This window comes from Bradyrhizobium sp. ERR14, from assembly GCF_014198235.1.
Lineage (GTDB): Bacteria > Pseudomonadota > Alphaproteobacteria > Rhizobiales > Xanthobacteraceae > Bradyrhizobium.
The window spans coordinates 308,169-331,720 of record NZ_JACIHD010000002.1 but is presented as its reverse complement, the minus strand read 5'-3'; the positions used below and the strand labels follow the sequence as shown (position 1 = coordinate 331,720).

24 protein-coding genes are annotated in these 23,552 nt (G+C 63.7%); 14 read left to right on the top strand and 10 right to left on the bottom strand.

Annotated elements, in window-relative coordinates; genetic code table 11:
• Nucleotides 1-65 precede the first annotated feature (65 nt).
• Entirely contained in the window at nucleotides 66-434 is a 369-nt protein-coding gene (gene flaF / locus GGD62_RS07870; RefSeq protein WP_008554779.1) for a flagellar biosynthesis regulator FlaF, read from the top strand.
• 70 nt (nucleotides 435-504) lie between these two features.
• Here the strand turns inward: flaF and GGD62_RS07865 are convergent, their stop codons facing one another.
• From GGD62_RS07865 to GGD62_RS07850, 4 genes are all read right to left on the bottom strand, one after another.
• Nucleotides 505-864 carry a hypothetical protein gene (locus tag GGD62_RS07865; RefSeq protein ID WP_018321837.1) on the bottom strand — a complete coding sequence of 120 codons (360 nt, stop codon included), beginning with the start codon at nucleotides 862-864 and terminating at the stop codon, nucleotides 505-507.
• Nucleotides 865-1,027: 163 nt separating this feature from the next.
• Nucleotides 1,028-1,522, bottom strand: a complete 495-nt coding sequence (locus GGD62_RS07860; RefSeq protein ID WP_183707859.1) for a hypothetical protein — start codon at nucleotides 1,520-1,522, stop codon at nucleotides 1,028-1,030.
• 11 nt (nucleotides 1,523-1,533) lie between these two features.
• Nucleotides 1,534-1,902, bottom strand: a complete 369-nt coding sequence (gene flgJ / locus GGD62_RS07855) for a flagellar assembly peptidoglycan hydrolase FlgJ (protein WP_018321839.1) — start codon at nucleotides 1,900-1,902, stop codon at nucleotides 1,534-1,536.
• Nucleotides 1,902-3,026, bottom strand: a complete 1,125-nt coding sequence (locus GGD62_RS07850; RefSeq protein WP_026202627.1) for a flagellar basal body P-ring protein FlgI — start codon at nucleotides 3,024-3,026, stop codon at nucleotides 1,902-1,904. Before GGD62_RS07850 ends, flgJ begins: the two co-directional genes overlap by 1 nt.
• A gap of 284 nt (nucleotides 3,027-3,310) precedes the next feature.
• Between GGD62_RS07850 and GGD62_RS07845 the strand changes: the two genes are divergently transcribed.
• Nucleotides 3,311-3,724, top strand: coding sequence for a flagellar assembly protein FliX (locus GGD62_RS07845; protein WP_183707857.1), 414 nt, complete (start codon nucleotides 3,311-3,313; stop codon nucleotides 3,722-3,724).
• A 181-nt stretch (nucleotides 3,725-3,905) separates the two neighbouring features.
• On the opposite strand, the gene GGD62_RS07840 is transcribed toward GGD62_RS07845, so the two are convergent.
• On the bottom strand, nucleotides 3,906-4,277 hold the full coding sequence (locus GGD62_RS07840) for a helix-turn-helix domain-containing protein (protein ID WP_018321842.1): 372 nt from the start codon (nucleotides 4,275-4,277) through the stop codon (nucleotides 3,906-3,908).
• A 149-nt stretch (nucleotides 4,278-4,426) separates the two neighbouring features.
• On the opposite strand from GGD62_RS07840, the gene GGD62_RS07835 reads away from it, so the two are divergent.
• From GGD62_RS07835 to GGD62_RS07815, 5 genes are all read left to right on the top strand, one after another.
• The gene (locus GGD62_RS07835) at nucleotides 4,427-5,038 is read left to right on the top strand and encodes an NAD(P)-dependent oxidoreductase (protein ID WP_183238605.1); all 612 of its coding nucleotides are present in this window, start codon (nucleotides 4,427-4,429) and stop codon (nucleotides 5,036-5,038) included.
• Nucleotides 5,039-5,254: 216 nt separating this feature from the next.
• On the top strand, nucleotides 5,255-5,620 hold the full coding sequence (dksA, locus tag GGD62_RS07830) for an RNA polymerase-binding protein DksA (protein WP_008554760.1): 366 nt from the start codon (nucleotides 5,255-5,257) through the stop codon (nucleotides 5,618-5,620).
• A 261-nt stretch (nucleotides 5,621-5,881) separates the two neighbouring features.
• Nucleotides 5,882-6,682, top strand: coding sequence for a phytanoyl-CoA dioxygenase family protein (locus tag GGD62_RS07825; RefSeq protein WP_183707855.1), 801 nt, complete (start codon nucleotides 5,882-5,884; stop codon nucleotides 6,680-6,682).
• Between the two features lie 441 nt (nucleotides 6,683-7,123).
• Nucleotides 7,124-7,903, top strand: a complete 780-nt coding sequence (locus tag GGD62_RS07820) for a 2-keto-4-pentenoate hydratase (RefSeq protein ID WP_179737824.1) — start codon at nucleotides 7,124-7,126, stop codon at nucleotides 7,901-7,903.
• Nucleotides 7,904-8,409: 506 nt separating this feature from the next.
• Nucleotides 8,410-9,576 carry a PcfJ domain-containing protein gene (locus GGD62_RS07815; protein ID WP_183707853.1) on the top strand — a complete coding sequence of 389 codons (1,167 nt, stop codon included), beginning with the start codon at nucleotides 8,410-8,412 and terminating at the stop codon, nucleotides 9,574-9,576.
• A gap of 132 nt (nucleotides 9,577-9,708) precedes the next feature.
• Here the strand turns inward: GGD62_RS07815 and flgH are convergent, their stop codons facing one another.
• The 4 genes from flgH to flgF are packed head-to-tail and all read right to left on the bottom strand — an operon-like array spanning nucleotide 9,709 to nucleotide 13,205.
• Nucleotides 9,709-10,470, bottom strand: a complete 762-nt coding sequence (flgH, locus tag GGD62_RS07810) for a flagellar basal body L-ring protein FlgH (protein ID WP_018321847.1) — start codon at nucleotides 10,468-10,470, stop codon at nucleotides 9,709-9,711.
• A 9-nt stretch (nucleotides 10,471-10,479) separates the two neighbouring features.
• On the bottom strand, nucleotides 10,480-11,613 hold the full coding sequence (gene flgA / locus GGD62_RS07805; protein WP_183707851.1) for a flagellar basal body P-ring formation chaperone FlgA: 1,134 nt from the start codon (nucleotides 11,611-11,613) through the stop codon (nucleotides 10,480-10,482).
• Between the two features lie 22 nt (nucleotides 11,614-11,635).
• A complete protein-coding gene (flgG, locus tag GGD62_RS07800; RefSeq protein ID WP_018321849.1) occupies nucleotides 11,636-12,424 on the bottom strand; it encodes a flagellar basal-body rod protein FlgG in 789 nt (262 codons plus the stop codon).
• A gap of 16 nt (nucleotides 12,425-12,440) precedes the next feature.
• Nucleotides 12,441-13,205, bottom strand: coding sequence for a flagellar basal-body rod protein FlgF (flgF, locus tag GGD62_RS07795; protein ID WP_018321850.1), 765 nt, complete (start codon nucleotides 13,203-13,205; stop codon nucleotides 12,441-12,443).
• A gap of 377 nt (nucleotides 13,206-13,582) precedes the next feature.
• Between flgF and fliL the strand changes: the two genes are divergently transcribed.
• The 5 genes from fliL (at nucleotide 13,583) to GGD62_RS07770 (ending at nucleotide 17,326) form a co-directional block, all read left to right on the top strand.
• Nucleotides 13,583-14,083: a flagellar basal body-associated protein FliL gene (fliL, locus tag GGD62_RS07790; protein ID WP_183707849.1), complete on the top strand. Its 501-nt coding sequence runs from the start codon at nucleotides 13,583-13,585 to the stop codon at nucleotides 14,081-14,083.
• Between the two features lie 30 nt (nucleotides 14,084-14,113).
• A complete protein-coding gene (gene fliM, locus GGD62_RS07785) occupies nucleotides 14,114-15,316 on the top strand; it encodes a flagellar motor switch protein FliM (protein WP_018321852.1) in 1,203 nt (400 codons plus the stop codon).
• A complete protein-coding gene (locus GGD62_RS07780; RefSeq protein WP_018321853.1) occupies nucleotides 15,313-15,750 on the top strand; it encodes a DUF6468 domain-containing protein in 438 nt (145 codons plus the stop codon). The genes fliM and GGD62_RS07780 overlap by 4 nt, the downstream gene beginning before the upstream one ends.
• Nucleotides 15,751-15,760: 10 nt before the next feature.
• Nucleotides 15,761-16,525, top strand: a complete 765-nt coding sequence (locus tag GGD62_RS07775) for a MotE family protein (protein WP_018321854.1) — start codon at nucleotides 15,761-15,763, stop codon at nucleotides 16,523-16,525.
• A gap of 603 nt (nucleotides 16,526-17,128) precedes the next feature.
• Nucleotides 17,129-17,326 (top strand): hypothetical protein, encoded by a 198-nt coding sequence (locus GGD62_RS07770; protein ID WP_018321856.1) that lies wholly within the window; start codon nucleotides 17,129-17,131, stop codon nucleotides 17,324-17,326.
• Nucleotides 17,327-17,348: 22 nt separating this feature from the next.
• On the opposite strand, the gene GGD62_RS07765 is transcribed toward GGD62_RS07770, so the two are convergent.
• On the bottom strand, nucleotides 17,349-21,491 hold the full coding sequence (locus GGD62_RS07765) for a VCBS domain-containing protein (protein ID WP_183707847.1): 4,143 nt from the start codon (nucleotides 21,489-21,491) through the stop codon (nucleotides 17,349-17,351).
• Between the two features lie 398 nt (nucleotides 21,492-21,889).
• Between GGD62_RS07765 and GGD62_RS07760 the strand changes: the two genes are divergently transcribed.
• The gene (locus tag GGD62_RS07760) at nucleotides 21,890-22,516 is read left to right on the top strand and encodes a FecR family protein (protein WP_312009933.1); all 627 of its coding nucleotides are present in this window, start codon (nucleotides 21,890-21,892) and stop codon (nucleotides 22,514-22,516) included.
• 104 nt (nucleotides 22,517-22,620) lie between these two features.
• The gene (locus GGD62_RS07755) at nucleotides 22,621-23,523 is read left to right on the top strand and encodes a tetratricopeptide repeat protein (protein WP_210317776.1); all 903 of its coding nucleotides are present in this window, start codon (nucleotides 22,621-22,623) and stop codon (nucleotides 23,521-23,523) included.
• The last annotated feature ends 29 nt before the right edge of the window (nucleotides 23,524-23,552 follow it).

Here is a 23,552-nt window from a genome sequence, read left to right as displayed (position 1 = left end):
CCTAGGGTTGGGAAAGAAATCCTTAAGCGCGTCCAACGCGCTAGGTAACCTCCAGGGTGTGATTGATGTCGAATTCCGCTGCCTCGGCTTATGCGCGTGTTGCAACAACCACCGCATCTCCTCGCGACATCGAGGCGCAGACCCTGCTCAAGGCCGCGAACAAACTCCAGGATGCGGTGAACAACGCCGATCCGCTCAGCGAGCAGACCATGCAGGCCCTGATGTTCAACCGCAAGCTCTGGACCATCTTCCTGAGCGAGGCGATGCGCGACAACAATCCGCAGCCGATCGACGTCCGGCAGAAGATCGCCAACATCAGCGTGTTCGTGCTGAGCCAGACCGCCGCGCTGCAGATGAGCCCGCAGTTCGATCACTTCCGTCCGCTGATCGAGATCAACCGCAATATCGCTGCGGGCCTGTCCGGACGGCCGTGACGAGGACACGTGATGGCCGGCATCGCGAGCATTTGCCAGCGATTGCCTCGGCCAGCTCAATACGCGATCGTCAGGCGCTGACGTCGGTGCTGAGCGGACGCGAGGGCTCGGACTTCATATCCATTGCATGGAAATAGGCCCGCCGGCGCAGCATCGCTTCGTCGGGGAACTGGTTGACCACCGCGTCGGTCCTCTCGTTGACGACCTGGAAGACGAAGGATGCGGCCGCCTGGTCGAACACGACCTGGCGCGAGACGTTCTCGTGGTTCGGCAGATCGTTGCGCACGGGCGCGCCCGTATCCGCCGCGGCGACCGTCTGGCGCACCGGAAGATCAGTCTGCACAGCCTCGTTCGCCGCCGCATTGGACGTCGTGACGATCTGCACGGGGGCCGGGATCCCCACCGGCCTGATGCTGAAATCTGTACTCATGGCAGCCTCCTGGTTGCCTAATGTGAGTCAAATCCCAACCCCTCTAATAACGCAACCATGGAACACCAGGACTGAAGACCCGGTAAGGAAACGTGACTAACCGCGCGACGATTTCGCCGCGCGGTTTTTCGTAAAATTGTCGCTTGTTCTTGTGGCGCTCAGCTCAGAGCGAGCGGCTGACCGCCAACGGCGTGATGTGGCGCGGACCTGGAGCTGCGCGGCGACCAGCGGCCGTATAGGTGTTCGGCACGTTGCGCTTCTGGAGCTCGGCATTGACGCCGCGCACGACGCTTTCGGAGACCGCGTGCGCGGTCGCGAGCACGGTGAGATTGACCTGGAGCATCGCGCGGAACGCATCGTGGTGGCGGTGCAGTGTCGAGAGCAGCTCCGGCGCGGATTTCGCAAGCTGCGCCTGGTTCGCCTTCAACTGGCTGACGGCGCCGACATAGTTTCGCCACAGCTCCTGCTTCTTGCTCTCGAGCGTCATCGCCTCGCGGACCTTGCCGGCGCGAACGAGCTCGGTCTCGCGCTCGATCAGTCCGAGCAGCGCGCTCATCGCATCCATCAGGTCTTCGGCGAGCTTGCGCGCCTCGGCGCTGCCGGGCGCGGTGTTCGGGCGCTGTTGCATCGGCTGACGTGAGGCGTTGAAATGGTTCATCTCGTTTGACCTTATGCCGTGCGGATCGTTTTCGCCTGCTGCATGATGAGGGTGCGGTAGACTTCGGTGGCGATGCCGACGCCGCCGGCCTTGGCGAAGTTCTTGGAATATTGCTCGGTCAGCATCGAGCGCCACACGCCGGTGCCGGGCGTGTCGCCGAACGGGCCTTCGCCTTTGAGGCCCGATGTCATCTGCGAGAACATGCTGTTGAGGAACATCGCCTCGAAGTCGGTGGCGGTCTTCTGCGCCCTGGCCTGCTGCTTCGGCGAGACCTTTTGTAGGGCTGCGGCGAGCTCGAAATCGGGCCGGCCGTTGCGGCTCTCGACCGAGAAAGCCGAGGAGGTGGCGAGGCGCGGTGTGCTGATCGTGCTCGCCTGCATCACATCACCTCGATGTCGGCTTCGATCGCACCGGCGGCCTTGATTGCCTGGAGGATGCTGATCATGTCGCGCGGACCGATGCCGAGACCGTTGAGGCCGTCGACGAGCTGCTGCAGCGAGACGCCGTCCTTGACGACGGCCAGCTTCTTGCCGTCCTCGGTGACGGTGACGCTGCTGCGCGGCGCGACCACCGTGCGGCCGCGCGACAGTGGGTTGGGCTGACTCACCTGTGGGCTCTCGGAGATGGTGACGGTGAGGTTGCCCTGCGCCACCGCGACGGTGGCGACGCGGACGTCGCGCCCCATCACGATGATGCCGCTGCGTTCGTCGATGATGATCTTGGCGGCAAGATCCGGGTCGACCTGGAGTTGCTCGATCTCGGTGAGAAAGGCGACGACGTTGCCCTTGAACTCGGGCGGGACCGAAAGCTGCACCGTGGAGGGATCGATCGGTTCGGCGGTCTTGACGCCGAGATAGTCGTTGACCGCGGCCGCGATCCGTTTGGCCGTGGTGAAGTCGGCGTTGCGCAGCGCCAGGCGCACGTTCGGCAGCCGATTGAGCGCGAACTCGATCTCGCGCTCGATGATGGCGCCGTTGGCGATGCGTCCCACGGTCGGAACGCCGCGCACGATCTTGGCCGCCTCGCCCTCGGCCTGGAATCCGGAGATCGCGAGCGAGCCCTGCGCCACCGCGTAGACATTGCCGTCGGCACCTAACAGGGGGGTGACGAGCAGGGTGCCGCCCTGGAGGTTCTTGGCGTCGCCGAGCGCGGAGACGGTGACGTCCATGCGCGTGCCTTGCGTGGCGAAGGCCGGCAGGTTGCCGGTGACCATCACGGCGGCGACGTTGCCGGTACGGATGGTGGCGCCGCGGATGTTGACGCCCATGCGCTCGAGCATCGCCTGCAGCGACTGCTTGGTGAAGGGGATGTTGTTGAGCGTGTCGCCCGTGCCGTTGAGGCCGACGACGAGACCGTAACCGATGAGCTGGTTCTGCCGCACGCCTTCGATATTGGCGAGGTCCTTGATGCGCGAGGTCGCAGCCGCCGGCGCGAGCGACAGCACCAGCGCTGACAGCGCCGCGCAGGCCACCCCAACAATCCTCACCCAACGAACGCTTGGCATCCTCTGCTCCCCAAGGATCCTCAAAGGGCTCCTCAAATCGGAAGGACCTGCACGACACTCCCATGACGAGCTGGTCCGGCGCTGTCCTTGCGAGCGCTGTGCCAACCCGGGGCGGCGGGGATAGGCCGCTGAATAGGTTGAATAAATCTGTTTCGACCGGTGTCAGCCGGCGTTGTCCCTGAGGAGCGAAACTGCCGCCTGTCGGCAGATTTTGCCGGGCCGTTTACGCGCCGTTAACCATAAGACGGCGAAGGTGACCGCATCGATCACCCGGATTCCCTCCGATGCGCATCTACGGACCGAACGGCACGACGCTTGGAACGCCGGCCAACCAGGCCAGGCGGACCGGCTCCGGCACCTTCGTGTTGCCCGACACCTCGTCGGCGCAGGAGACCCGGAGCGCTGCCGCACCGAAGGCGGCGGCCAACATCGACGGGCTGCTTGCGCTGCAAGGCGTCGAGGAGGACCCGGTCGAGCGCCGCAAGCGCTCGGTCACCCGCGGCAGGACCGCGCTCGACGTGCTCGACGATCTCAAGATGGGCCTCCTGGCCGGCAATCTCGACGCCTCGACCGTGATGCGCTTGCGCGATGCTGCGACGAACCTGAAATCGTCCTCCGGCGATCCCGGTCTCGATGCGGTGCTCTCCGAGATCGAGCTGCGCGTCGAGGTTGAGCTCGCCAAGGCCGGACGGGCTTAATCGTCATCCGTCACCCTGAGGTGCGCGCCCTGCAATGCAATTGCAGGGCAAGCCTCGAAGGGCGACGGCCCCGCTGAAGCATCTCGGCCGTGCATCCTTCGAGGCTCCCCATGGGACGCGTTGCGTCCCATGCCTCGCGCCTCAGCATGACGGGACTGCTATTGGATCTTCGCCGCACCCCTTACGCCGCTTCCTCCTTCTGCTGCGCGTCGTAGCGGCGCTGGGCGGCGAGAACGTCTTTCAGATTCTGCTCGGCCCAATCGCGCAGCGGATCGACTGCGCCGGCGAGCGTCAGCCCGAGCTGGGTGATCGAATATTCCACCGTGACTGGCACGGTCGCGATGGCATGGCGCTTGATCAGCCCGTCGCGTTCGAGCGATTTGAGAACCTGGCTCAGCATCTTCTGCGAAATGCCTTCGATCGTGCGGCGCAAATGATTGAAGCGCATCGGCTCCTCGCGCAGCAGCAGCAGGATCAGCACCGCCCATTTGTCGCCGATGCGATCAAGGATCTGGCGCGTGGGGCAGTTCGCTGCATAGACGTCGGGTTTCATCGTCGGTCCTCGGAATCCATGTTCGTCGCTTGCGCCACGCGTGGCGGTTACCCTTGCGTAATCAGGTAAGCACAAAGTGCTCTCTTAACACCAGCATTCTTTGCGATATCTAGTCACTGCTAGTTACCATAGAAGCAAAGGAGCCTTCCATGAAAATCGCAGTTGCCGGCGCCTCGGGTCGGGCCGGGTCGGAAATCACCAAGGAACTGTCCCGACGCGGCCATGCCGTTACGGCCATCGCCCGGAACCCCGAGAAGATCGCGGCCTTGCCGAACGTCACGCCGACCAAGGGGGACGTGCTCGACCAGGCGGGTCTTGCCAAGCTGTGGGCTGGGCACGACGTCGCCGTGAGTTCCGTGCACTTCCTGGCCAGCGACGCGCGGAAGTTGATCGGTGCGGCGAAGGACGCCGGGGTTGGTCGTTACCTCGTCGTCGGCGGCGCCGGCAGCCTCGAGGTCGCGCCGGGCGTGAAACTGGTCACGACTCCCAATTTCCCGGCCCAATATAAGGCGGAAGCGGAGGCAGGCTCGGCCTTTCTCGACCTCTTGCGGCAGGAAAAGGATTTGAACTGGACCTTCATTTCGCCGTCGGCCCTGTTCGTCGAAGGGGAACGCACGGCCAAGTTCCGCCTCGGCACCGATCAGCTTCTCGCAGATGCGAACGGAAAAAGCTGGATCACCTTCGCCGACTACGCCATTGCGCTCGCCGATGAGATCGAGCGGCCAGCCCATCTGCGGCAGCGTTTCACGGTCGGTTACTAGGCTTTCGGCGGTCCCCCGGGCCCTCCAGGATAAACCTTCCTGTGCAAGGGCTTGGGGGCGCCAGCCGGGGCTTCAGGGAAATATTGTCTGTCACAGGAGGCCACTATATAAGGCCCGGCTCAACGGACCCTGTTTCCGTTGCGAGTCGTTGATTAGACAGATAGGCCGCCCTTGGAAAAGTTGAAAAACTACCGACCGACCGAAAAAGAGCCTTTCATGAACGACCGGCAGAAGGAGTACTTCCGTTTGAAGCTCCTCGCCTGGAAGGATGAGATCCTCAAAGAGTCCAAGCTCACCCTGCAAGCCCTGCAGGAGGAGAACGTGAACCACCCCGATCTCGCCGATCGGGCATCGTCCGAAACCGACCGTGCCATCGAGCTCCGTGCCCGCGACCGCCAGCGCAAGTTGATCGCCAAGATCGACGCCGCGCTCCAGCGTATCGAGGACAACACCTACGGGTATTGCGAGGACACCGGCGAGCCGATCTCGTTGAAGCGGCTCGAGGCCCGGCCCATCGCGACGCTCTCGGTGGAGGCGCAGGAGCGCCACGAGAAGCGCGAGAAGGTCTATCGCGACGAATAGAGCCCGAGCCGCCGCGTGCGGCTCTTTTGTTTTTGGCTCACGGCGTCGCTTGAACGCCGCTGGTCCGGCGCGTAGATTCGCGCCGCCATGATGATTTGCACTCTCAACATCGCATCGGTCTTCTTCCTGGGCTGAGCGCAGGCGCCTCCGCCGCGGAGGCATTGCGTCCCGCAAGTTCGACTTGCGGCTTCCCAACCGATTGAGCCAGCCGGTTCCGCAGCGAGCGGGCGATGAGGGCTGGCGAGCCTTTGAGAGATCATCATGACTGCCAATCAACGCGCGTTGGACGACGCGCAAATAGCCCAATTCATCCGCGACGGCTTTGTCCGGATCGACAATGCTTTCCCAAGTGAGCTCGCCGAGGCCGCCCGCGCCATCATCTGGCGCGATCTGCCATGCAGCGAGCACGACCCAGCGAGCTGGACCCGGCCCGTGGTGCGGCTGCCCTATTATGGCGGCCCGCCGTTCGGGGATGCCATCAACACCGCCGTGCTCCATGCCGCCTTCGACCAGATCGTCGGGCAGGGGCGGTGGCGGCCGCGACGCGACGTCGGCACCTTTCCGGTGCGTTTTCCGCACCCGGACGATCCGGGCGACGACGGCTGGCATGTCGATCTCAGCTTTCCCGGCGAGGCCAGCAACCCGAACGTGACGCAGGATTTCTCGGCCTGGCGCGTCAACATCACCTCGCGGGGGCGGGCGCTGCTGCTGCTGTTCCTGTTCTCCGATGTCGGTGACGACGATGCGCCGACGCGGATCCGGGTCGGCTCGCATTTGCCGATGGCGCGCTACCTGGCGCCAGCCGGCGATGTGGGGCGGGCGCACATGATGCTGGAGCAGATGGGAGCTGATTGTCCGGTGGCGCTCGCGACCGGTGCGGCCGGCACGGTCTATCTCTGTCATCCCTTCCTGGTTCATGCCGCGCAGAAGCATCGGGGAACGCGACCGCGCTTCCTGGCGCAACCACCGCTGCATCTCGCCGAACCGTACCGGCTGGAGCGGAGCGAGGGCGACTACTCGCCGGTCGAGGTCGCCATCCGCCTCGCGCTTGGACGCATTTGACGGAAGCGATGGCATTGCACGCGGCGTTGTGGCGGGTTCCTGCGCCACAGCGCCGCTGTCGTCCGATGCCAATTGCCGGAATCGCGAAAAATGAATCGCGATCAATGGGCTAGAGTCGAATCCTGCATGCTCACGTGAGTTAGCATGAGAAAAAGCCTTCACTTCAGGTGCGGGAAGTTTTGCGAGTCGCATCAAGGAGATCGACCGGCATCTTGAGACGGCGGCGCAGCGGCTTCACGCATCGCTGCAATCAGCGTCTCGTTCCGCGCGGGGCGGGTGGGCCTGGCGCGCGGCTCCATAAAGACCGGACCAGCTCAATATTTCCTTAAGCGGCGGGAGCCCCCCGTATTCGGCCCGGCTGAGCGCCGACCAGCGCTTGTCAGGCGCGGACGGGGATGCTGAACTGAGCGGCAATGTTGCGTAGCGTGGGAGGCGGCGCCGATGGATAAGATTCTCGAAGCCGCAAAGGCGATCGCGCTGGCGCGTCGCAATCATGCGCCGCTCGCGGCGCTGGAGCGTCCCCCCATTGATGAGGCCGAGGGCTACCAGGTCCAGCGTGCGGTGCACGATCTGCTGCTGCCGCATCTCGGGCCGCTGGTCGGCTACAAGATCGGCTGCACCAGCCAGGTGATGCAGGACTACATCGGCATCCCGCATCCCTGCGGCGGCGGCGTGTTCCAGAAGGGCGTGCACGACACCGGCGCCAAGCTCGCCGCCTCCAACTATGTCCGGGTCGGGGTCGAATGCGAGATTGCGGTGCGGCTGAAGCGCGACCTTGCCGCCGGCGAGGCGCCGTTCACGGCCGAATGGGTCGGCGAGGCGGTCGAGGCCTATCATCCCGCCATCGAGATCGTCGATGACCGCTACGTGAAGTGGGAGGCGATGGGCGCCCCGACGCTGATCGCCGACGATTTCTTCGCCGCCGGCTGCGTGCTCGCCCCGGCGGTTCCGCGCTCGTCGGTGCCGGACCTGAAGGCGGTCAAGGGCCGCGCCATCCTCAACGGCGAGGAGGTCAGCCACGGCACCGGCGCCGACGTTCTCGGTCATCCGCACAACGCGCTAGCCTGGCTCGCCAATCATCTCGCCGCCGAAGGCAAGGGTCTTCACGCGGGACAGCTCGTGCTGACGGGCAGCCTGGTCAAGACGCTGTGGCTGAAGGCCGGCGACAAGGTGCGGATGGAACTGGACGGGCTGGGAGCGGTGGACGTGAAGTTTACCTGAGGGGCACCGGTAGTCCCCGTAGTCATTCCCCGCGAGGGCGGGGAATCCAGTACGCCGCGCTGCACCAGTACAATCACGAATATCTCGGAGTACTGGATCGTCCACCTTCGCGGACGATGACAGAGGGGTGGCTTGAATGCTGTACCCTCATCCACGTCATTGCGAGCGAAGCGAAGCAATCCAGAACCCCTTGGCGGAGCAATTCTGGATTGCTTCGCTTCCGCCTTCGCTCTTTGAGCTTCGGCGGACGAGCCGCTGGCAAAGACCGCGTGCGGCGACAGCGTTGCCAAAATGTCGCGAGCCTCTCTGATGATGTGCAGTTTCTGTCTCCATCCGACAGAGATATCTTGCGCCCGCCGGCGATCGGGTCTATGAGCCCCGTCCCATTCAACCTGTGCGTTCAACAATGAGGAGACCAGCCGTGAACAGTCTGTGGCGATCGACACGCTCCGTGCCGACGCTCCCACTGCGTCCGGCTGACAGTCATCCAATCATGTTGAACGACAATGGCACATTCATTGATTCAGCGCCGGCGGGAGGCCGAGCGCGCGCGGGTTGAAGCCTACGAGCTGTCGCTGCGGCATGTGTCGCAGCGGACGCGTCCTCCACCGGATTTCGAGACCGCGATCTACGAGGCCAGGCGTGGCTTCGAGGCCGACATCGTGCGCGATGCCGAGGCCTGGAAGCCGCGGATGAAGACTCGCGATGCCGCGCGTCTTCGTCTTGCCGCGGCTCGCTATCTCTTCGCGCGCTATCCTGTCGCAGAACATCTGGAGCAGATCTGGATCGACGGCGCGGGACTGGGCGCCGGCGAGATCCATTTGCGCAAGCGCTGGTATATCGCGGCGGCCGGCGGCGGTTCGCTCTACACTGCCGGTGCGGCCGAATGGCTGTCTCGCAAGGAGGTCCATGCGTTCCTCAATCCGTTGGGGAGCGTTGGCTTCGAGGCTGCGATCTGGCAGGCGATCGCGCGATCCTATGCGAACGATCCCGCCATTGCGATGCGGATCGCACGCACCAGAATCACGCAGACGCCGCGCGCTCAGAATCGCTTCTGGCGCGAGGTGGTGCGCTTCTTCTGCGCGCATCCCACCACGGTCGAGGACATGGATGACTTCCACGATTACCTCGCCGATTGCCACCGGCGTGATCCGGAGTACACCCTCAAGGGGCGTTCACTGATCTCGCTTGCTCGGCAGATGCGCGAATGGCATCGCGATCTCGATGCGATCGCTCGTATCGAGGCCGCACGCCGTCGCGCCGAGGCTGCGCGAAACCGTGCGCGTGGGCTGGCAGCAAGCCCCGAGCAGATCGAGGACCGTTGGCTCGGTGCAGCGATCGCGGACTGGTCATGGACCAAGTCGTCCAAGGACCGGGCCAAGCGTGAAGAGTATGTTGTGGTCCAATTGCGGACCGCAGCCGATCTCGTGGCCGAGACGCGGGGTATGCGCCACTGCGTTGCCACTTACGCGACAAAGTGCATTGCCGGGCATGCGTCGATCTGGTCGCTCCGTCGCCGTGCCTCGGGCGACGTCCAGCGGCTGCTGACCATCGAGCTGGATTCCCGTTCCCGGGCGGTTCAGGTTCGCGGGTTTGCAAACCGTCCGCCGCTCGCGGAGGAGAGCAAGATCCTGGAGCGGTGGGCGCAAGCACGCGGGATCATGCTGCTGTGAGAGTTGCCTGCGCCGCTTTTGCGGCGCAGGCAAAATACATGCGGCCCTCGCCAGGGGAGCTAGCGAGGGCCGCGTAGTACATCGTCGTTCGCGCCTAGGTTCACGAACACGATGTGGGAGCTCGGGAGAGACTTAGAAGGGCAGCAGCACGTCCATGACTTGCTGGCCGTAGCGCGGCTGCTGCACGTCCGTGATCTGGCCGCGGCCGCCATAGGCGATTCGGGCCTGCGCGATCTTGCTGGAATCGATGGTGTTGTCGCTCTGGATGTCTTCGGGGCGGACGATGCCGGCGACCACGAGCTCGCGGATCTCGTAATTGACACGGATCTCCTGCTTGCCCTCGACCACGAGGTTGCCGTTCGGCAGCACCTGGGTGACGACCGCGGCGACGTTGGTCTGCAAGGCTTCCGTGCGGTTGACCGAGCCCTTGCCGTCGCTGGAGGCGGTGGAGCCGGCGGTGAGGAGGCTGCCGGGCAGGATCTTGTTGGCCTGCGTGATCGTCTTCGCGCCGAGGAAGTCGGTGACCTGAGAGTTTTCCGAGTTGGTGCGGCTGCGCTGGGTCTCGTTGGCGATGTTGGCCTTGTCGGTGAAGTTGACGGTCACCGTGAGGAGGTCGCCGACCTGGCGGGCGCGCTGGTCCTTGAAGAAGGCGCGGCTGCCGTTGCGCCACAGCGAGTTCGGATTGTAGGAGGCGACTTCCGGCTTTGGCATCGGCATCTGCACCGGCTTGTAGCCCGGCTGCGCCGTCGGATTGTCGATCGCGGACAATTTCGGCTGCTCACCGATCTGCGACAGGCGGTCGATCGAGGAGCAACCGCCCAGCGCGCAACTGGCCAGCAGCAGCGCAGAGATCGCGATGCGACGAAGACGGTAAGCCGAACTGAAAGCGGACATGACGAACTCTTACTTGGCTTGAGCTTGCGAGACGCGAGCTTGCGGGATCTGGGCTTGTGCGATCTGGGCCGGCGAGGCGGGGGCCTGCACTAGGTTCCGGACGAGGGCTGCGGTGTCGACGGGGGCGGGCGCCTCATCGCGCTTGAGCGAGGAAGTCTGCTCGACCGCGGGCGCCATCGGTGCCGACTGGCTCGCGCCCTGGATCGTCACCTGGCCGCGGCCGGTGACGACGCCGGTCAGCGTCCGCTTGGATTGCACATTGAGCACGCTGACGGTGTCGCCCTCGGCGCCGCTCTCGATCGCCTTGCCGCGCGAGGTGAGATAGAGGCCGGGCACCTGGTAGATGATGGTGACGTTCTGATCGCGCACCACGAAATCGGGCTTGACGATGTCGGCGGCACGGAGCGGGGTGCCTGCGCGCATCGGCCGGCGCAACTGCATGCCGATGCTGCGGTCGCGCGAGGCGGGCTCGCCGGTGACCTCGGCCTTCGGCCGGCGTTCCAGCGTGACATCGGAGGACTTCAGCAGATCGAGACGCTCGATGTCGCGCGTCAGCACGGCCACTTCCACCGTCTCGATCGCGGTCCCGGTGAAGCGCAGCTTGGTCGGGGTCGGATTGCTGTCGTTGGCAATCTCGAAGGCGATGTCGAACCGGCCGCTGCGGGCGTCGTAGCGGGTTGCGACTGGCTGCAGCGTGCCGGAGTTGGAGGCATCCAGCCGCATCTCGGCGACGCCGCGGTCGAAGGTGACGGTGATATTGGCGGCGTCCCCGAGGCCGAAGCGGCGCTCGAGCGCCGAGGCGACGGCGGTTTCGAGATCCTTGTTCGCCAGCGTGCGGGCGAGGCGGGTGACCTGGACCTCCTTGAGGTCGCCGGTCATCACGCCGATCACCTGCTTTGCGCGGAGCACCGACAGCACTTGCGCGACCGTCAACGTGCCGGTGGTGCCGAGATCGGGCGAGCGGTAGACCGGGATCAGCGCGGCCGAACCGGCATTGTCGATGAGATCGCCGACCCGCACCACGTCCGAGGTCACGGTGACGCTCGCGCGCAGCGTCGGCGAGGCGATGAAGTCGTCCGCGGCCGCTGCCGGCAGGGCCAGCGCGAGCAGGGCGGAGATGGTGGCGAGGGTGGTGCGGATCATCGTCATTGCTTCAGTCTTGGCCTCAGCGGAACAGCGCTGTGGTCGATTGCATCATCTGGTCGGCGGCGCTGATCACCTTGGCGTTCATCTCGTAGGCGCGCTGGGCGGCGATCAGGTCGCTCATCTCCGAGACGACGTCGACATTGGCCTGCTCGAGGCTGCCCTGGGTGATCTTGCCGTAGCCCTCGGAGTTCGCGGTGCCGTCCTGCGGCGGGCCGGACGACGGGGTCTCGGTGAACTGGTTGCTGCCGACCGGCTGCAGGCCCGCCTTGTTGATGAAGCGGGTCACGCCGATCTGGCCGACGATCGTAGAAGTCGACGAGCCCGGCAGCGTCACCGAGACCTGGCCCTGCTCGCTCACGCTGATGCCGGAGGCGTTGTTCGGGATCGTGATGCTCGGCTGCACCGGGTTGCCCTGGGCGGTGACGACGCGGCCCTGATTGTCCATCTGGAAGGTGCCGTCGCGGGTGTACTGGTAGGTGCCGTCGGGCATCAGGATCTTGAAGAAGCCCTCGCCGGACATCGCGAGGTCGAGATCGTTGCCGGTCTGCGACAGCGTGCCCTGCGTCATGCTGCGCGGCGTGCCGACGGTCTTGACGCCGCCGCCGATGTCGACGCCGACGGGCAGGATGGTGCCCTGGTCCGAGGCCTGCGCGCCGACGCGGCGCACGTGCTCGTAGATCAGGTCCTGGAACGCCGCGGTCTGCTTCTTGAAGCCGGTGGTGCGCAGGTTGGCGATGTTGTTGGAGATCACCTGAACGTTGAGTTCCTGTGCCGCCATTCCGGTCGCTGCGGTGTGAAGCGCCTGCATGTCAGTTCTCCCTCAATCAGGCCGGAACGTCGGCGAGCTTCTCGATCGCCGATTTGTGGAGGTCGCTCTGCTGCTGGAGCAAGTTGGCGATGGCGGTGTAGCTGCGCATGACTTCGACCATGCGGGTCATCTCGCCGACCGAATTCACGTTCGACTTCTCGACATAGCCCTGGCGCACGCTGCTGGATTTGGCGTCGGGCTGCAGGGTGGCGGAGCCGGCGGCATAGAGATTGGCGCCGAGCTTGGTCAGCTTGGTCGGATCGTCGAACGAGGCCATGCGGATCTTGCCGCGGATCGAGTCGGTCTTGGCGGTGCCCTCGAGCACCGTGATGGTGCCGTCGGGCGCGACGTTGATGTCGTGATCGGTCGGCTGGAAGGTGATCGGGCCGCCGGTGCCGAGCACCAGATTGCCGTCGGGGGTGACAAGCTGGCCGGTCGAGTTGAGCGAGAACTTGCCGTCGCGGGTGAACATCTCGCCGCCATTGGCCTGCACCGCGAAATAGGCGTTGCCGTCGATCGCCATGTCGAGCGGGTTGTTGGTCGGCTCCATCGGCCCCTGGCCGATGTCGCGATAGGTGCCGCGGTCCTGCACATAGGAGACACGGCGGTCCGCGCCGATGAAATTGTCCTCACGCGCGTTCGAGTTGAGGTACTCCTCGAACAGCGAATGGTCGGCCTTGAAGCCGTTGGTGTTGGCATTGGCGACGTTGTTGGCGATGACATCCATCTGCCGTTCCAACGTCATCTGCCGTGACAAGCCGATCAGAAGCGCGTTCTGCATCGGAAATCTCCCCTGAGCGGATCTGCCATTTCGCTCTCCCAAGCGCCTTGGCGGACCCCGTGAACGAGACCGTCGGGTTCTCCCAAACCGTCGGGTCTCGGCCCTTTCTCAGCGAAAGCCGTGCCAACCTGGAAAACTTCGTAATTTCAGTGGCTTGCCAATTTCGAAGGGGCGCAGGAGGGCGGCAGAAAGGTTCTGTTAGCCATGTCTGCCCGGCAGATTTTTCCTAGTGGAGGCCCAATTGAAAGATTCCGTTAACCATTATTACCGTAGCGTTTGCCATGAAGAGGAGCGCATTGCGCCGGGGCATTTGTATCGCGTCCTTGTCTTAAGGCTTCGCTCTTTCGACCCCTTTGAGAGATCCGGGCGCGGCGACCATGGCAGAGAATGAAGCGGAAGGCGGCGCAGCTGCCGAAGGCGCGGAAGCCGTTCCGCCGAAGAACAAGCTCAAGCTCATCATCATGGCCGTCGGCCTGCTCGCCGTGCTCGGCGGCGGTGCTGCGACCTGGTTCTTCTTCTTCCGGCACGGCGACGACGAGCATCATGCCGAGGCCGCGCCTCCGCCGAAGCCGCCCTCCTTCGTCGACGTCCCCGACATCATGGTCAACCTCGCCGGCGCGCCCGGCGAGCGCGTGCAATATCTGCGGCTGAAGATCGTGCTGGAGCTGAAGGAAGAGAAGCAGATCGAGGCGATCAAGCCGACGATGCCGCGCGTCACCGACATCTTCCAGACCTATGTGCGCGAGCTGCGGCCCTCCGACCTCAACGGTTCCGCCGGCATCTTCCGCCTCAAGGAGGAGCTGACCAAGCGCGTCAACGCGGCGGTTGCCCCGGTCCAGGTCAGCGCGGTGCTGTTCAAGGAAGTCGTGATCCAGTGAGGACGCTGCGGAAGGTGATGGGCTAGCGTCATGGCCGGCAACGAGCAAATGGACCAGGATGCGATTGCCGCCCAATGGGAGGCGTCGCTCGATTCCGAGGATCCCGCCGAGGCCGCGAAGGCTGCGGCCGAGAACGAGCTGTCGGAGACCATGGCCCTGCAATGGGCAGCCATGGTCGAGGACGGCAGCCGCGATCTCGGCAGCGGCAAGAATTCCGGCGAGCGGGTGCTGTCGCAGGAGGAGATCGACAATCTCCTCGGCTTCACCGTCGGCGACGTCACCCTCGACGACCATTCCGGCATCCGCGCGATCATCGATTCGGCGATGGTCTCCTACGAGCGTCTGCCGATGCTCGAAATCGTCTTCGACCGCCTGGTGCGGCTGATGACGACGTCCCTGCGCAATTTCACCTCCGACAACGTCGAAGTCTCGCTCGACCGCATCACCTCGGTGCGCTTCGGCGACTACATGAACTCGATCCCGCTGCCCGCCGTCCTCACCGTCTTCAAGGCCGAGGAGTGGGAAAACTTCGGCATGGCGACGGTCGATTCCAACCTGATCTATTCGATGATCGACGTGCTGCTCGGCGGCCGCCGCGGCACCAGCCAGCTCCGCATCGAGGGCCGGCCCTACACCACGATCGAGACCGAGCTGGTCAAGCGGCTGGTCGAGGTGGTGCTGGCCGACGCCGAGCAGGCGTTCCGGCCGCTGTCGCCGGTGACCTTCACGATCGACCGGCTCGAGACCAACCCGCGTTTTGCCGCGATCAGCCGTCCCGCCAATGCCGCGATCCTGGTGCGCCTGCGCATCGACATGGAGGACCGGGGCGGCAACATCGAGCTGCTGCTGCCCTATGCCACCATCGAGCCGATCCGGGGCGTCCTGCTCCAGATGTTCATGGGCGAAAAGTTCGGCCGCGACCCGGTCTGGGAAGGCCATTTCGCCACCGAGATCGTCCAGGCCGAGATCGCCGTCGATGCCGTGCTCTACGAGGCTGACATCCCGCTCAAGCAGCTGATGCGGCTGAAGGTCGGCGACACCCTGCCGCTGGACATGCGCGCCGACGCCAACGTCACCGTGCGCTGCGGCGACGTCACGCTGACCGAGGGGCGGATGGGCCGGGTCGGCGACCGCGTCGCGATCCGCGTGACGAAACCCTTGCGCAAGCCAAGTACGACACTTGCGATGTTCGAGAAGGTTGACGAGCAGAACAAGATGATGGAGGCCCCATGAACCACTCCCTGGGAATGGCGATCGAGACGCTGGTGGCTATCCTGCTGATGCTGACGATCGTGTATTGCGTCATGCTCAACAAGCGGCTGACGCGGCTGAAGGCGGACGAGCACTCGCTGAAGGCGGTGATCGGCGAGCTGATCACCGCGACCGAGATCGCCGAGCGCGCGATCGGCGGGCTGAAGCTGGCGGTGCGCGACGTCAACGAGAACCTTGGCAGCCAGCTCGCCGCGGCGACGCAGATGTCGGACCAGCTCTACAAGCAGCTCGGCGAGGCCGACAACGTGGTGCGGCGGCTGTCCAAGATCGCGATCGCGGCGCGCCCTCCGGAAACGGTCGTTGCGCCCGCAGCCAAGCCGTCGACGGCGAAGGCGGTGGCGGCTGCGGCCGAAGCCTTCTCCGAGCGCCGACGATCCAATGGCCTTGCCGCATGAAGTCAGGGGTATGAAGTCCTTTCGTAACATCCGCGTCATCCCGGTCGTCCTGGTTGCCGTCGCAGGCCTCGCCACGCTGAAGGTGGCGGGCCTCGTGATCAATGGCGGCTATGTGTTCGACTACAAGCCAAACCAGGCCAAAAAATCCTGGGCGCAGGAGAATCTGAACTTCCCGACCGGCCGCGAGGAGCCGGAGATCATCACCGGCTCGACCCATGGCGCGCCGAAGGAGGCGCCCAAACCCGCCGCGCCCGAGACCAAGCCGGAAGGCACCGTGGTCAAGGTCGACGAAGCCCAGCCGCAGGTCTCGGCCTCCGAGCGCGCGATCCTCGAGCGGTTGCAGGCGCGCCGCCAGGAGATCGAGGCCCGCCAGCGCGAGATCGACATCCGCGAGAGTCTGTTGAAGTCGGCCGAGAAGCGCATCGAAGGCAAGGTCGAGGAGATGAAGGCGGTGGAAACCCGCATCTCCGCGACGCAGGCCGAGCAGAAGGCCGCCGAAGCCCAGCGCATGAAGGGCCTCGTGACCATGTATGAGGGCATGAAGCCCAAGGACGCCGCACGGGTGTTCGACCGGCTCGAGATGGGCGTGCTGATCGAGATCGCCTCGGCGATCGCGCCGCGAAAGATGTCGGACATCATGGGACTGATGTCGCCGGAGGCCGCCGAGAAGCTGACGGTCGAGATGGCCCGCCGTGCCAATGGCGGCGGCGATCAGTCGGCTTCGGCGGCGGAGCTGCCCAAGATCGACGGCAAGCCGACGCAAAAGCCGAATTGAGGGCGCGAGGCGAAGCGCGCTTTCGCGACCCGGCGCGTTGTCGCGTGGTCGTTCGACTGGCGCCCCGCGAGAGGCCTTGCGGGGTCTAGCTCGCGAAGACCTGTTGCACCCTGCGAACAGGCGGGCGCAACTGCTTCTCTACCTGAGGAAGAGTATCGGCCTGCTGCTTGATCAGCGCTGCCTTCGTGACGCGAGTCACGAGCTGCAGGGTGCTATGGCAACAGGAGCACTCGTATATTTTCAGGGCATATCCTCTGGCGATCGGAACGATCGCTACGACCGCTCTTGCCCTGCTACACACAATGCAACCGGCTTCTCCGCTCATTGATTACCCCCAAAGCTAACCAATGCGATTCGCATCGCCGAGGTCACATCTGAGTCAGAGTCGCGCGCGAACTGCAACGCCCCGAAGGTTGTGAGTGGGCGCGCTCAGCAACTCCTCAATGCGGCAGATCAAGCTCCCGTGGCGGATGCAGTCGAAGCTGGCGGCATCTTCTGAGACTGCGATGAGTTGACGCGCGCAGGTGTGAAGTGGCGTACAGTGGCGCTCAAGGCCCGGTCCTACGCTTTGGCTAGTCGCAATCGGCAGCGCAGGAGGAGGCCATGAACTACTCGTCCGCAGCAGAACGCGTCATCGAGGCCCTCAACCGGCTGCTCATCGCGGCGATGACATCGGCGTGGACATCCGCCCTCAGCCATCAGCATGCAGAGCCGCCAGAAGGCGACGACGGCAACGATGATGAATCTTCTCTCGACGAAGACAGCTCCTCGGCACCGGAAGGCGCCGGCAAGCAACATTGACGCCGCAATCGGCTTGAGGCCGTCACACGATCAGATCGTGCGACACATGGCCGTGAACGGTACCTGCCGGGAAAGGTGGATCAACATCGGACGGCGATGCTTCAGGCATGAATGCCGGCTCGGATCCATGGAATTCCCCAGCGTGCTCGTGATGACCGACGAAGTCTGAGAGATGATCCAACACTGCGCCGTGCAGTGAGCCTTGCGACGCGTCATCCCTGAACCGAAACGAGTCGCCGAGCTGAAGCGGATTGGCAGGCTTTGATCCAGACGCTTCCAGGGAGGGGTTGTGCTGGTCCGCCCCGCTTGAGAACGAATGGTTGGCACCGCCGGTCGATGACTTCAGGAGGCTTGGGTTCAGCAGGCTTGGGTTGAACGTCGTGTCTGCCGTTTCACCGCTGGTATAACCATGGGCATGAGCCGCCTGGGCGGCGCCTCTTGATGACGCGACGCCGTCATTCCCTGCATCGTGTCCGAGCGCAAGCCCGCTACCGGCGTGCTGTCCGGCGGCGTCGTGGGCAAAATTCAGCATGGCGACGTCAGGCATCTGGCCGCTTGCGACAACCGCGCCATTTTTGAACCCGGTCGGGTTGTTGAAGACAAAGCTGGCCTCGGTGAGTGGGATCACGTGCTGCACGATCAAAGACAGTCCGCTGGCTGAGGGAGCTGCCGTGTCGCTGCGGAGCGTTTCGGTCGCGAGCGTTTGCGTTTCGTCTGAACTGGACAAGCTGGAATATTCGGCCTGTCCGATCTGGTCCCAGTTCGAATCGAGGCTGTAGGTCGCCTCGGTCGATTGGATGGTCGAACTCTCTGCAGCGAGAAGCGTGCCGTCGGCGCTGCCGGAGTCGGACAAGCCTTCGGAAGTGATCGTCATCACGGCGGTCGCGTCACCCTGCGAGGTTGCGATGAGGTCGAGCAGATCGCCGGCAACCGCCGTCGCAGGTGCCGCTGCCGGCGCCGTGATGAAGTCCGACGCGTCGATGGTGGCGATGCCCTGCAAATGGATTTCGAGCAGACTGGAATCGCCGACGTGCAGGGTCTGGTCCGTTGAATTGACGTACACGATCGTTTCATTCGCCGCACTGTCATAGAGCCAGGCGATCGTATGTGCCGGCACGGCCGTGCTGGTTGAGCTCAATGCCAATATGGCGAACCCAAGCGCGCCCATGGCGGTCAAGTCGATCTTGTCCGCTCCCGATGCAAAGTCGGTGATGGTGTCGAACTGGCTTGCGTTGGAATCGGCTACGAACAAGTAAGCGAAACGGTCGTTCCCATTGCTGCCGGTGAGCTGGTCCGCACCAAATCCACCGGTTATGGTGTCGGCGCCGTTGTTGCCGTTGATGGTATCGCTGCCCGAGCCGCCGTAGATGGTGTCATCCCCATCATTGCCTTTGATCGTGTCATTGCCTGATCCGCTGTAGAGAACGTCGGCTTTACCAGTGCCGTTGACGGTATCGCTGCCGGCTCCCGCGTAGATGATCTGACCTGTGTCGCCGCCGCCGGCAATGGTTTCGCTCCCCGGCGTTCCATACACGTTGGGGGGATCGGAGATCACGGCAGATCCGGTGGCCAAATTATCAAAATCGTTCGGGTCTGCGTCGCTGGCGCCATGAATGGCGACGGTCACCGTCTGTGACGTACCGTCGATGGCAGTTATCGAGAAGGTGTCCGTCAAGGTGTCGCCGACATCGAGCGCCTGAACCACGGTGTTGTTGTTATCGAGGGTGTAAGTCCATACGCCGGCTGCGGTCATCGTGAAGGTGCCGTATCCGCCGTCACTCGCAGCCGGCGAGGAGACTGCGGTGAACGTGTTCGGAGCGTTGTCGACGTCCGTATCGGTGAGCGTGCCGGTCGCGATGGGAACGCCGGGTGAGAAAGTTCCCGCCTCCGTCACTGAGCCGGTCGTGGTGCCGGAAATGAGCGCGGCGTCGTTGCTGCCCTGAATGGTGATCGTCACCACCTGCGGCGTACCGTCGAGGGTCGTGACAGTGAAGCTGTCGGTGAGCGTGCCGCCGACATTGAGCGCCTGCACCGCGCCGCCGGCGTTGTCGAGCGTGTAGGTCCACACGCCGGCGGCGGTTATCGTAAAGGTGCCGAAACCGCTGATGCTTGCCTTCGGCGAGGTCACTGCCGTGAATGTATTGGATGGATTGTCGACGTCAGCCGCAAGCAGCGTGCCGGTTGCGCTCGGAGTGCCGGGCGCCGCGTTGGCAAGGCCTCCAGCCTCGGTCACCGAGCCGGTCGTCATGCCGGAAATGACGGCAGCATCGTTGGTGCCATGGATGGTGACCGTTACCACCTGAGCGGTTCCGTCCAGCGTGGTCACCGCAAAACTGTCAGTCAGCGTCTCGCCTGAATTGAGCGCCTGCACTGCCCCGTTGGCGTTGTCGAGCGTATAGGTCCACACGCCCGCTGCCGTCATGGTGAAGGTGCCGTAGCCCGCCTCGCTTGCCTTGGGCAAGCTGACGGGCGTAAAGGCGTTTGCGGTGGTGTCGACGTCGACGTCGGTGAGCGTGCCGGTCGCGATGGGTGTGCCGGGGTTTGCATTGGCGGTGCCGCCGGCTTCGATAACTGCACCGGTCGTCTCACCGGAGATGATCGCCGCGTCACTGGTCCCGTGGATGGTGATCGTCACCACCTGTGGGGTGCCTCCGATCGAGGTCACCGTAAAGCTGTCGGTCAGCGTCTCGCCGGCATTGAGTGCCTGCACTGCGCGGTTGGCATTGTCCAAGGTGTAGGTCCACACGCCGGCGGCCGTCATCGTGAAGGTGCCGTAGCCACCGGTGCTCGATGTTGGCGAGCTTACGGTCGTGAACGTATTGGGCGGATCGTCGACGTCGGTATCGGAAAGGGTGCCGGTCGCAATCGGCGTGCCGGGCGTTCCATTGGCGATGCCGCCAGCCTCGATGATCGAACCGGTCGTGGTGCCGGAGATGTTTGCGGCGTCGTTGACACCGTTGATGGTGATCGTGAAGGTCTGGGTGACGGAGGTGAGTCCATCGGAGACGGTGATAACGAAACCGTCGGTCGTAGGCGCCTTCAGCGCGTTGATTGCGGCATTGTCGGGCACGAACGTATAAGCGCCGCTCGTGCTGTTGACGTAGAGAATCCCGTAGGAACTTGTCTTCGACAGATCGTACGTCACTCCATCCAGAACCGTACTGCCGGCGCTGGCCCCGACGATGCCGAAGGTCAGATTGCCACCGCCGCTGGTGCTACTGGCACTGAAGGTTCCCGTCGTCGCCGTGAATGTGTCAAACACGACCGTATCGAGCTCGATTGGCCCAGCCCCGGTGCTGAGAGTCGGCGGTACAGGGTCCACCAGCGCGAAAGTGATGGGTGGCAACGTGGTCGGCAAGATCTGCAGCGTGGGCGCATCCGGCTGAATGAAATTGATCGGCTGCAGTGGCTGGGGTTTGACGAAGAAAGGCGTGCTCGAGCCACGGGGCCCTTGTTCTCCTAGATTGGCGAGCACATCCTGTTGGGCGGCGCGCAATTCCTCCATGCGAGCCGCCGTATTCGCAACCTGATTGACGCTGATGGTGGATCCCACCTTCTTGATGACGATCGTCTCGCCGGGATCTTCGACGATGATGTGTCGCGGGACCCGCTCCTTGGTCACGAGCTCAAATGCGCCGTGCGCAAGGTCCTTGTAGGTAATGGAGTCGTCATCCAGGAATGTGACATCCGGATCCGCGGCCTCGGCATTCTGCGCGGCCGAGAAAGTCAATGCTGCAAGTGTCAGCATCCCGAAACCGCCCGCGTGGCCCCGGGCGCGAATGCCTGCAATGGGCGTATTCAGCCGGAGCGCTCCGGTTTCCGCCAGCCGGCCCGGTACGAAACCGAAGCTCCCTCGGGTCACGTCGAACAAGGCTGCAGATGGCATGCCTTCGACGTCGAAGACGAACTCGCTCAGCACGACATGAGTGCCGCAGGCGATGTTGAAAAAAGTACCGTCGATGAAGCCAATTGTGATCCGCCCGTCGGCGTCGGTTTCCAGCACGTCGCCCCGGTAGATAGGCGCACCAGCTACCGCCTGTGTAGCGACACCGCTCGCTCGCGTAAGCGCACAGTAACCGACCGCAGTATGAATGTGGCCGATGAGCTCGACGGGCAGGGCCATGGTGGCCCCGTTATCAGCGTGGATGCCGGATGCAACTAACATGGCTCGACCTCGCCTGGGTGATCGATTCAGGCTCGGCGTGCTGCCATAATCCTGCTCGGGCCCTCGCCAAGGGACAAAATTTCCTGGGCGCTGGCAGCCCGAAGGCTTGCCCGCCGAAATAATCAAGTCTGATCGAGAGAGACGCATTGCGCGGGGGGACGGCGACGCGTACCGCCATTCCCGCCGTGCCCCCTCCCGCCAATGTGATTAAATTGACAAACGGAACGCATTTAATTTGTGGCGCTTGCGTAGCGCCGGAGATAAATTAGGCTGGTTAATAGAATTAAACAACAATTATATTTGCTATGGCTGCGCTACGCGGTTCAAGAAATGGGCCACCGATAGCGACAAGATCTTCTCAGAAAGGGGGGATCATGTGCAGACCTACGATAGCTGCTTTGGCGATTGGTCTTGTTTTGGCGCTTGCCAATTTCTCGCCGAGCGCGGCTCAAGCGCAGAGCGATTCCGCCAAGCCCGCCGTCGCGGCCTCATCGCCGAAACCGATTGGGAAGGTGGTGGTGGTCTCAGGCTCGGTCACGATCGAACATGCGGGCGCAGTGATTGTTCAGGCGAATGTGTCGAGTGACCCTGGCCGCACCAACACGGGTGATCCCGTATATCTTGGTGACGTGGTGTACACCGGCGCCGACGGCCGCGTCGGCATCAACTTTACCGACGGCAGCTCGTTCAATCTATCGAGCAACGCCCGTATGGTGCTGGATCATTATGTGTATGAGCCGGCCGGCAAGTCCAATGCGACTCTGTTCAATCTCGCCAAGGGAACGTTCACTTTTGTTGCGGGCGGGGTCGCAAAGACCGGCGACATGAAGGTCGATACTCCCGTCGCCACGCTGGGGATTCGAGGCACGACGCCGCATGTCGAGATTTCGGACGATGGGTCAGTCAAAATTTCGACCCTGATCGAAGAGGGCAAGAGCAAGCTCTTGAAGAAGCCGTCGACATCCGCGGCGCCGGAGCCCGATCGAAGCCTCAATCGGAGGCTCAACATCTGTCGGGGGTGCTGAGAAACTTGCTTGGCCCGAAGCCGCCGTGACGCCGCAGTGCCGGCCGGCACTGAGATCAGGATTGGCGCTTCGTTCGCCGTCGGTGTCGGACACTTGGTGTGGAAATGACCGCAAGAGCCAGTTTCATCAAGGCCGTGATGCTCATTCTTGTCCTTGGGCTGTCCAGTTCGTCGGGCTGGGCACAGAAGAAGAGCAGCTCCCTCAAGAATGTTGAACTGTGCAACGGCTCAGACCGCGTGTCACCCGAAGCTCGGATCGATGGCTGCACGGCGTTTATCGATGCGGGCGAGGGAGCCGTGAACGGCTTCGTTATCGCCTACAACAACAGGGGAAATGCCTATAGCGCCAAAGCCGACTACGAACGCGCGATCAAGGATTTCGTCGAAGCGACCAGGCTTGACCCGACTTATGCGAAAGCGTTCAACAACCTCGGCGTGGCCTATCTGAGAACGGGGGCGCGCGATCTGGCGATCGGCGCCTTTGAGGAGGCGCTCAAGCTCAACCCGAACTATGGCGCGGCTTTTGCCAACCGTGCGGCGGCCTACCTGCAGGGGAACGCGTACGACCGCGCAGCGCGGGACTATGACGAGGCAATTCGCCTTGATCCGAAGCTGGAGGCTGCGCGGAGCGGACGCTGTTGGACCCGAGCCGTCCTTGGCGCTCTGCAGGCTGCGCTGGAAGATTGCGATATCGCGCTTCGATCGGGAGCAAACAGCGCGGCAACATACGACTCGCGCGCTCTCATTAATCTGAAAATGGGGCAATTCTCCGCGGCGGTGGACGACTACAACTCAGCGCTGCGGTTGGCGCCCAAGCTTGCGAGCGCGCTCTACGGCCGAGGGATTGCCAGATTCAAGCTCGGCGACGCAGTTGGTGGCCAAAGCGATATCTCGGCGGCCAGAAAAATCGACGCTGGGATCGACGAAGCCTTTGTCCGCTATGGGGTGCCCGTGAAGGGACTGGCCGACCGCGACAGCACCGTCTTGCAGGTGTTAACGAAACCTTAACCATCGGCGTCTCAAATTCAGACCCGGCG

What these genes read in the sequence shown, in the direction of transcription:
- flaF (WP_008554779.1), top strand. Translation starts at nt 66, where the DNA reads ATGTCGAATTCCGCTGCCTCGGCTTATGCGCGTGTTGCAACAACCACC.
- GGD62_RS07865 (WP_018321837.1), bottom strand. Translation starts at nt 864, where the DNA reads ATGAGTACAGATTTCAGCATCAGGCCGGTGGGGATCCCGGCCCCCGTG.
- GGD62_RS07860 (WP_183707859.1), bottom strand. Translation starts at nt 1,522, where the DNA reads ATGAACCATTTCAACGCCTCACGTCAGCCGATGCAACAGCGCCCGAAC.
- flgJ (WP_018321839.1), bottom strand. Translation starts at nt 1,902, where the DNA reads ATGCAGGCGAGCACGATCAGCACACCGCGCCTCGCCACCTCCTCGGCT.
- GGD62_RS07850 (WP_026202627.1), bottom strand. Translation starts at nt 3,026, where the DNA reads ATGCCAAGCGTTCGTTGGGTGAGGATTGTTGGGGTGGCCTGCGCGGCG.
- GGD62_RS07845 (WP_183707857.1), top strand. Translation starts at nt 3,311, where the DNA reads ATGCGCATCTACGGACCGAACGGCACGACGCTTGGAACGCCGGCCAAC.
- GGD62_RS07840 (WP_018321842.1), bottom strand. Translation starts at nt 4,277, where the DNA reads ATGAAACCCGACGTCTATGCAGCGAACTGCCCCACGCGCCAGATCCTT.
- GGD62_RS07835 (WP_183238605.1), top strand. Translation starts at nt 4,427, where the DNA reads ATGAAAATCGCAGTTGCCGGCGCCTCGGGTCGGGCCGGGTCGGAAATC.
- dksA (WP_008554760.1), top strand. Translation starts at nt 5,255, where the DNA reads ATGAACGACCGGCAGAAGGAGTACTTCCGTTTGAAGCTCCTCGCCTGG.
- GGD62_RS07825 (WP_183707855.1), top strand. Translation starts at nt 5,882, where the DNA reads ATGACTGCCAATCAACGCGCGTTGGACGACGCGCAAATAGCCCAATTC.
- GGD62_RS07820 (WP_179737824.1), top strand. Translation starts at nt 7,124, where the DNA reads ATGGATAAGATTCTCGAAGCCGCAAAGGCGATCGCGCTGGCGCGTCGC.
- GGD62_RS07815 (WP_183707853.1), top strand. Translation starts at nt 8,410, where the DNA reads ATGGCACATTCATTGATTCAGCGCCGGCGGGAGGCCGAGCGCGCGCGG.
- flgH (WP_018321847.1), bottom strand. Translation starts at nt 10,470, where the DNA reads ATGTCCGCTTTCAGTTCGGCTTACCGTCTTCGTCGCATCGCGATCTCT.
- flgA (WP_183707851.1), bottom strand. Translation starts at nt 11,613, where the DNA reads ATGATCCGCACCACCCTCGCCACCATCTCCGCCCTGCTCGCGCTGGCC.
- flgG (WP_018321849.1), bottom strand. Translation starts at nt 12,424, where the DNA reads ATGCAGGCGCTTCACACCGCAGCGACCGGAATGGCGGCACAGGAACTC.
- flgF (WP_018321850.1), bottom strand. Translation starts at nt 13,205, where the DNA reads ATGCAGAACGCGCTTCTGATCGGCTTGTCACGGCAGATGACGTTGGAA.
- fliL (WP_183707849.1), top strand. Translation starts at nt 13,583, where the DNA reads ATGGCAGAGAATGAAGCGGAAGGCGGCGCAGCTGCCGAAGGCGCGGAA.
- fliM (WP_018321852.1), top strand. Translation starts at nt 14,114, where the DNA reads ATGGCCGGCAACGAGCAAATGGACCAGGATGCGATTGCCGCCCAATGG.
- GGD62_RS07780 (WP_018321853.1), top strand. Translation starts at nt 15,313, where the DNA reads ATGAACCACTCCCTGGGAATGGCGATCGAGACGCTGGTGGCTATCCTG.
- GGD62_RS07775 (WP_018321854.1), top strand. Translation starts at nt 15,761, where the DNA reads ATGAAGTCCTTTCGTAACATCCGCGTCATCCCGGTCGTCCTGGTTGCC.
- GGD62_RS07770 (WP_018321856.1), top strand. Translation starts at nt 17,129, where the DNA reads ATGAACTACTCGTCCGCAGCAGAACGCGTCATCGAGGCCCTCAACCGG.
- GGD62_RS07765 (WP_183707847.1), bottom strand. Translation starts at nt 21,491, where the DNA reads ATGTTAGTTGCATCCGGCATCCACGCTGATAACGGGGCCACCATGGCC.
- GGD62_RS07755 (WP_210317776.1), top strand. Translation starts at nt 22,621, where the DNA reads ATGACCGCAAGAGCCAGTTTCATCAAGGCCGTGATGCTCATTCTTGTC.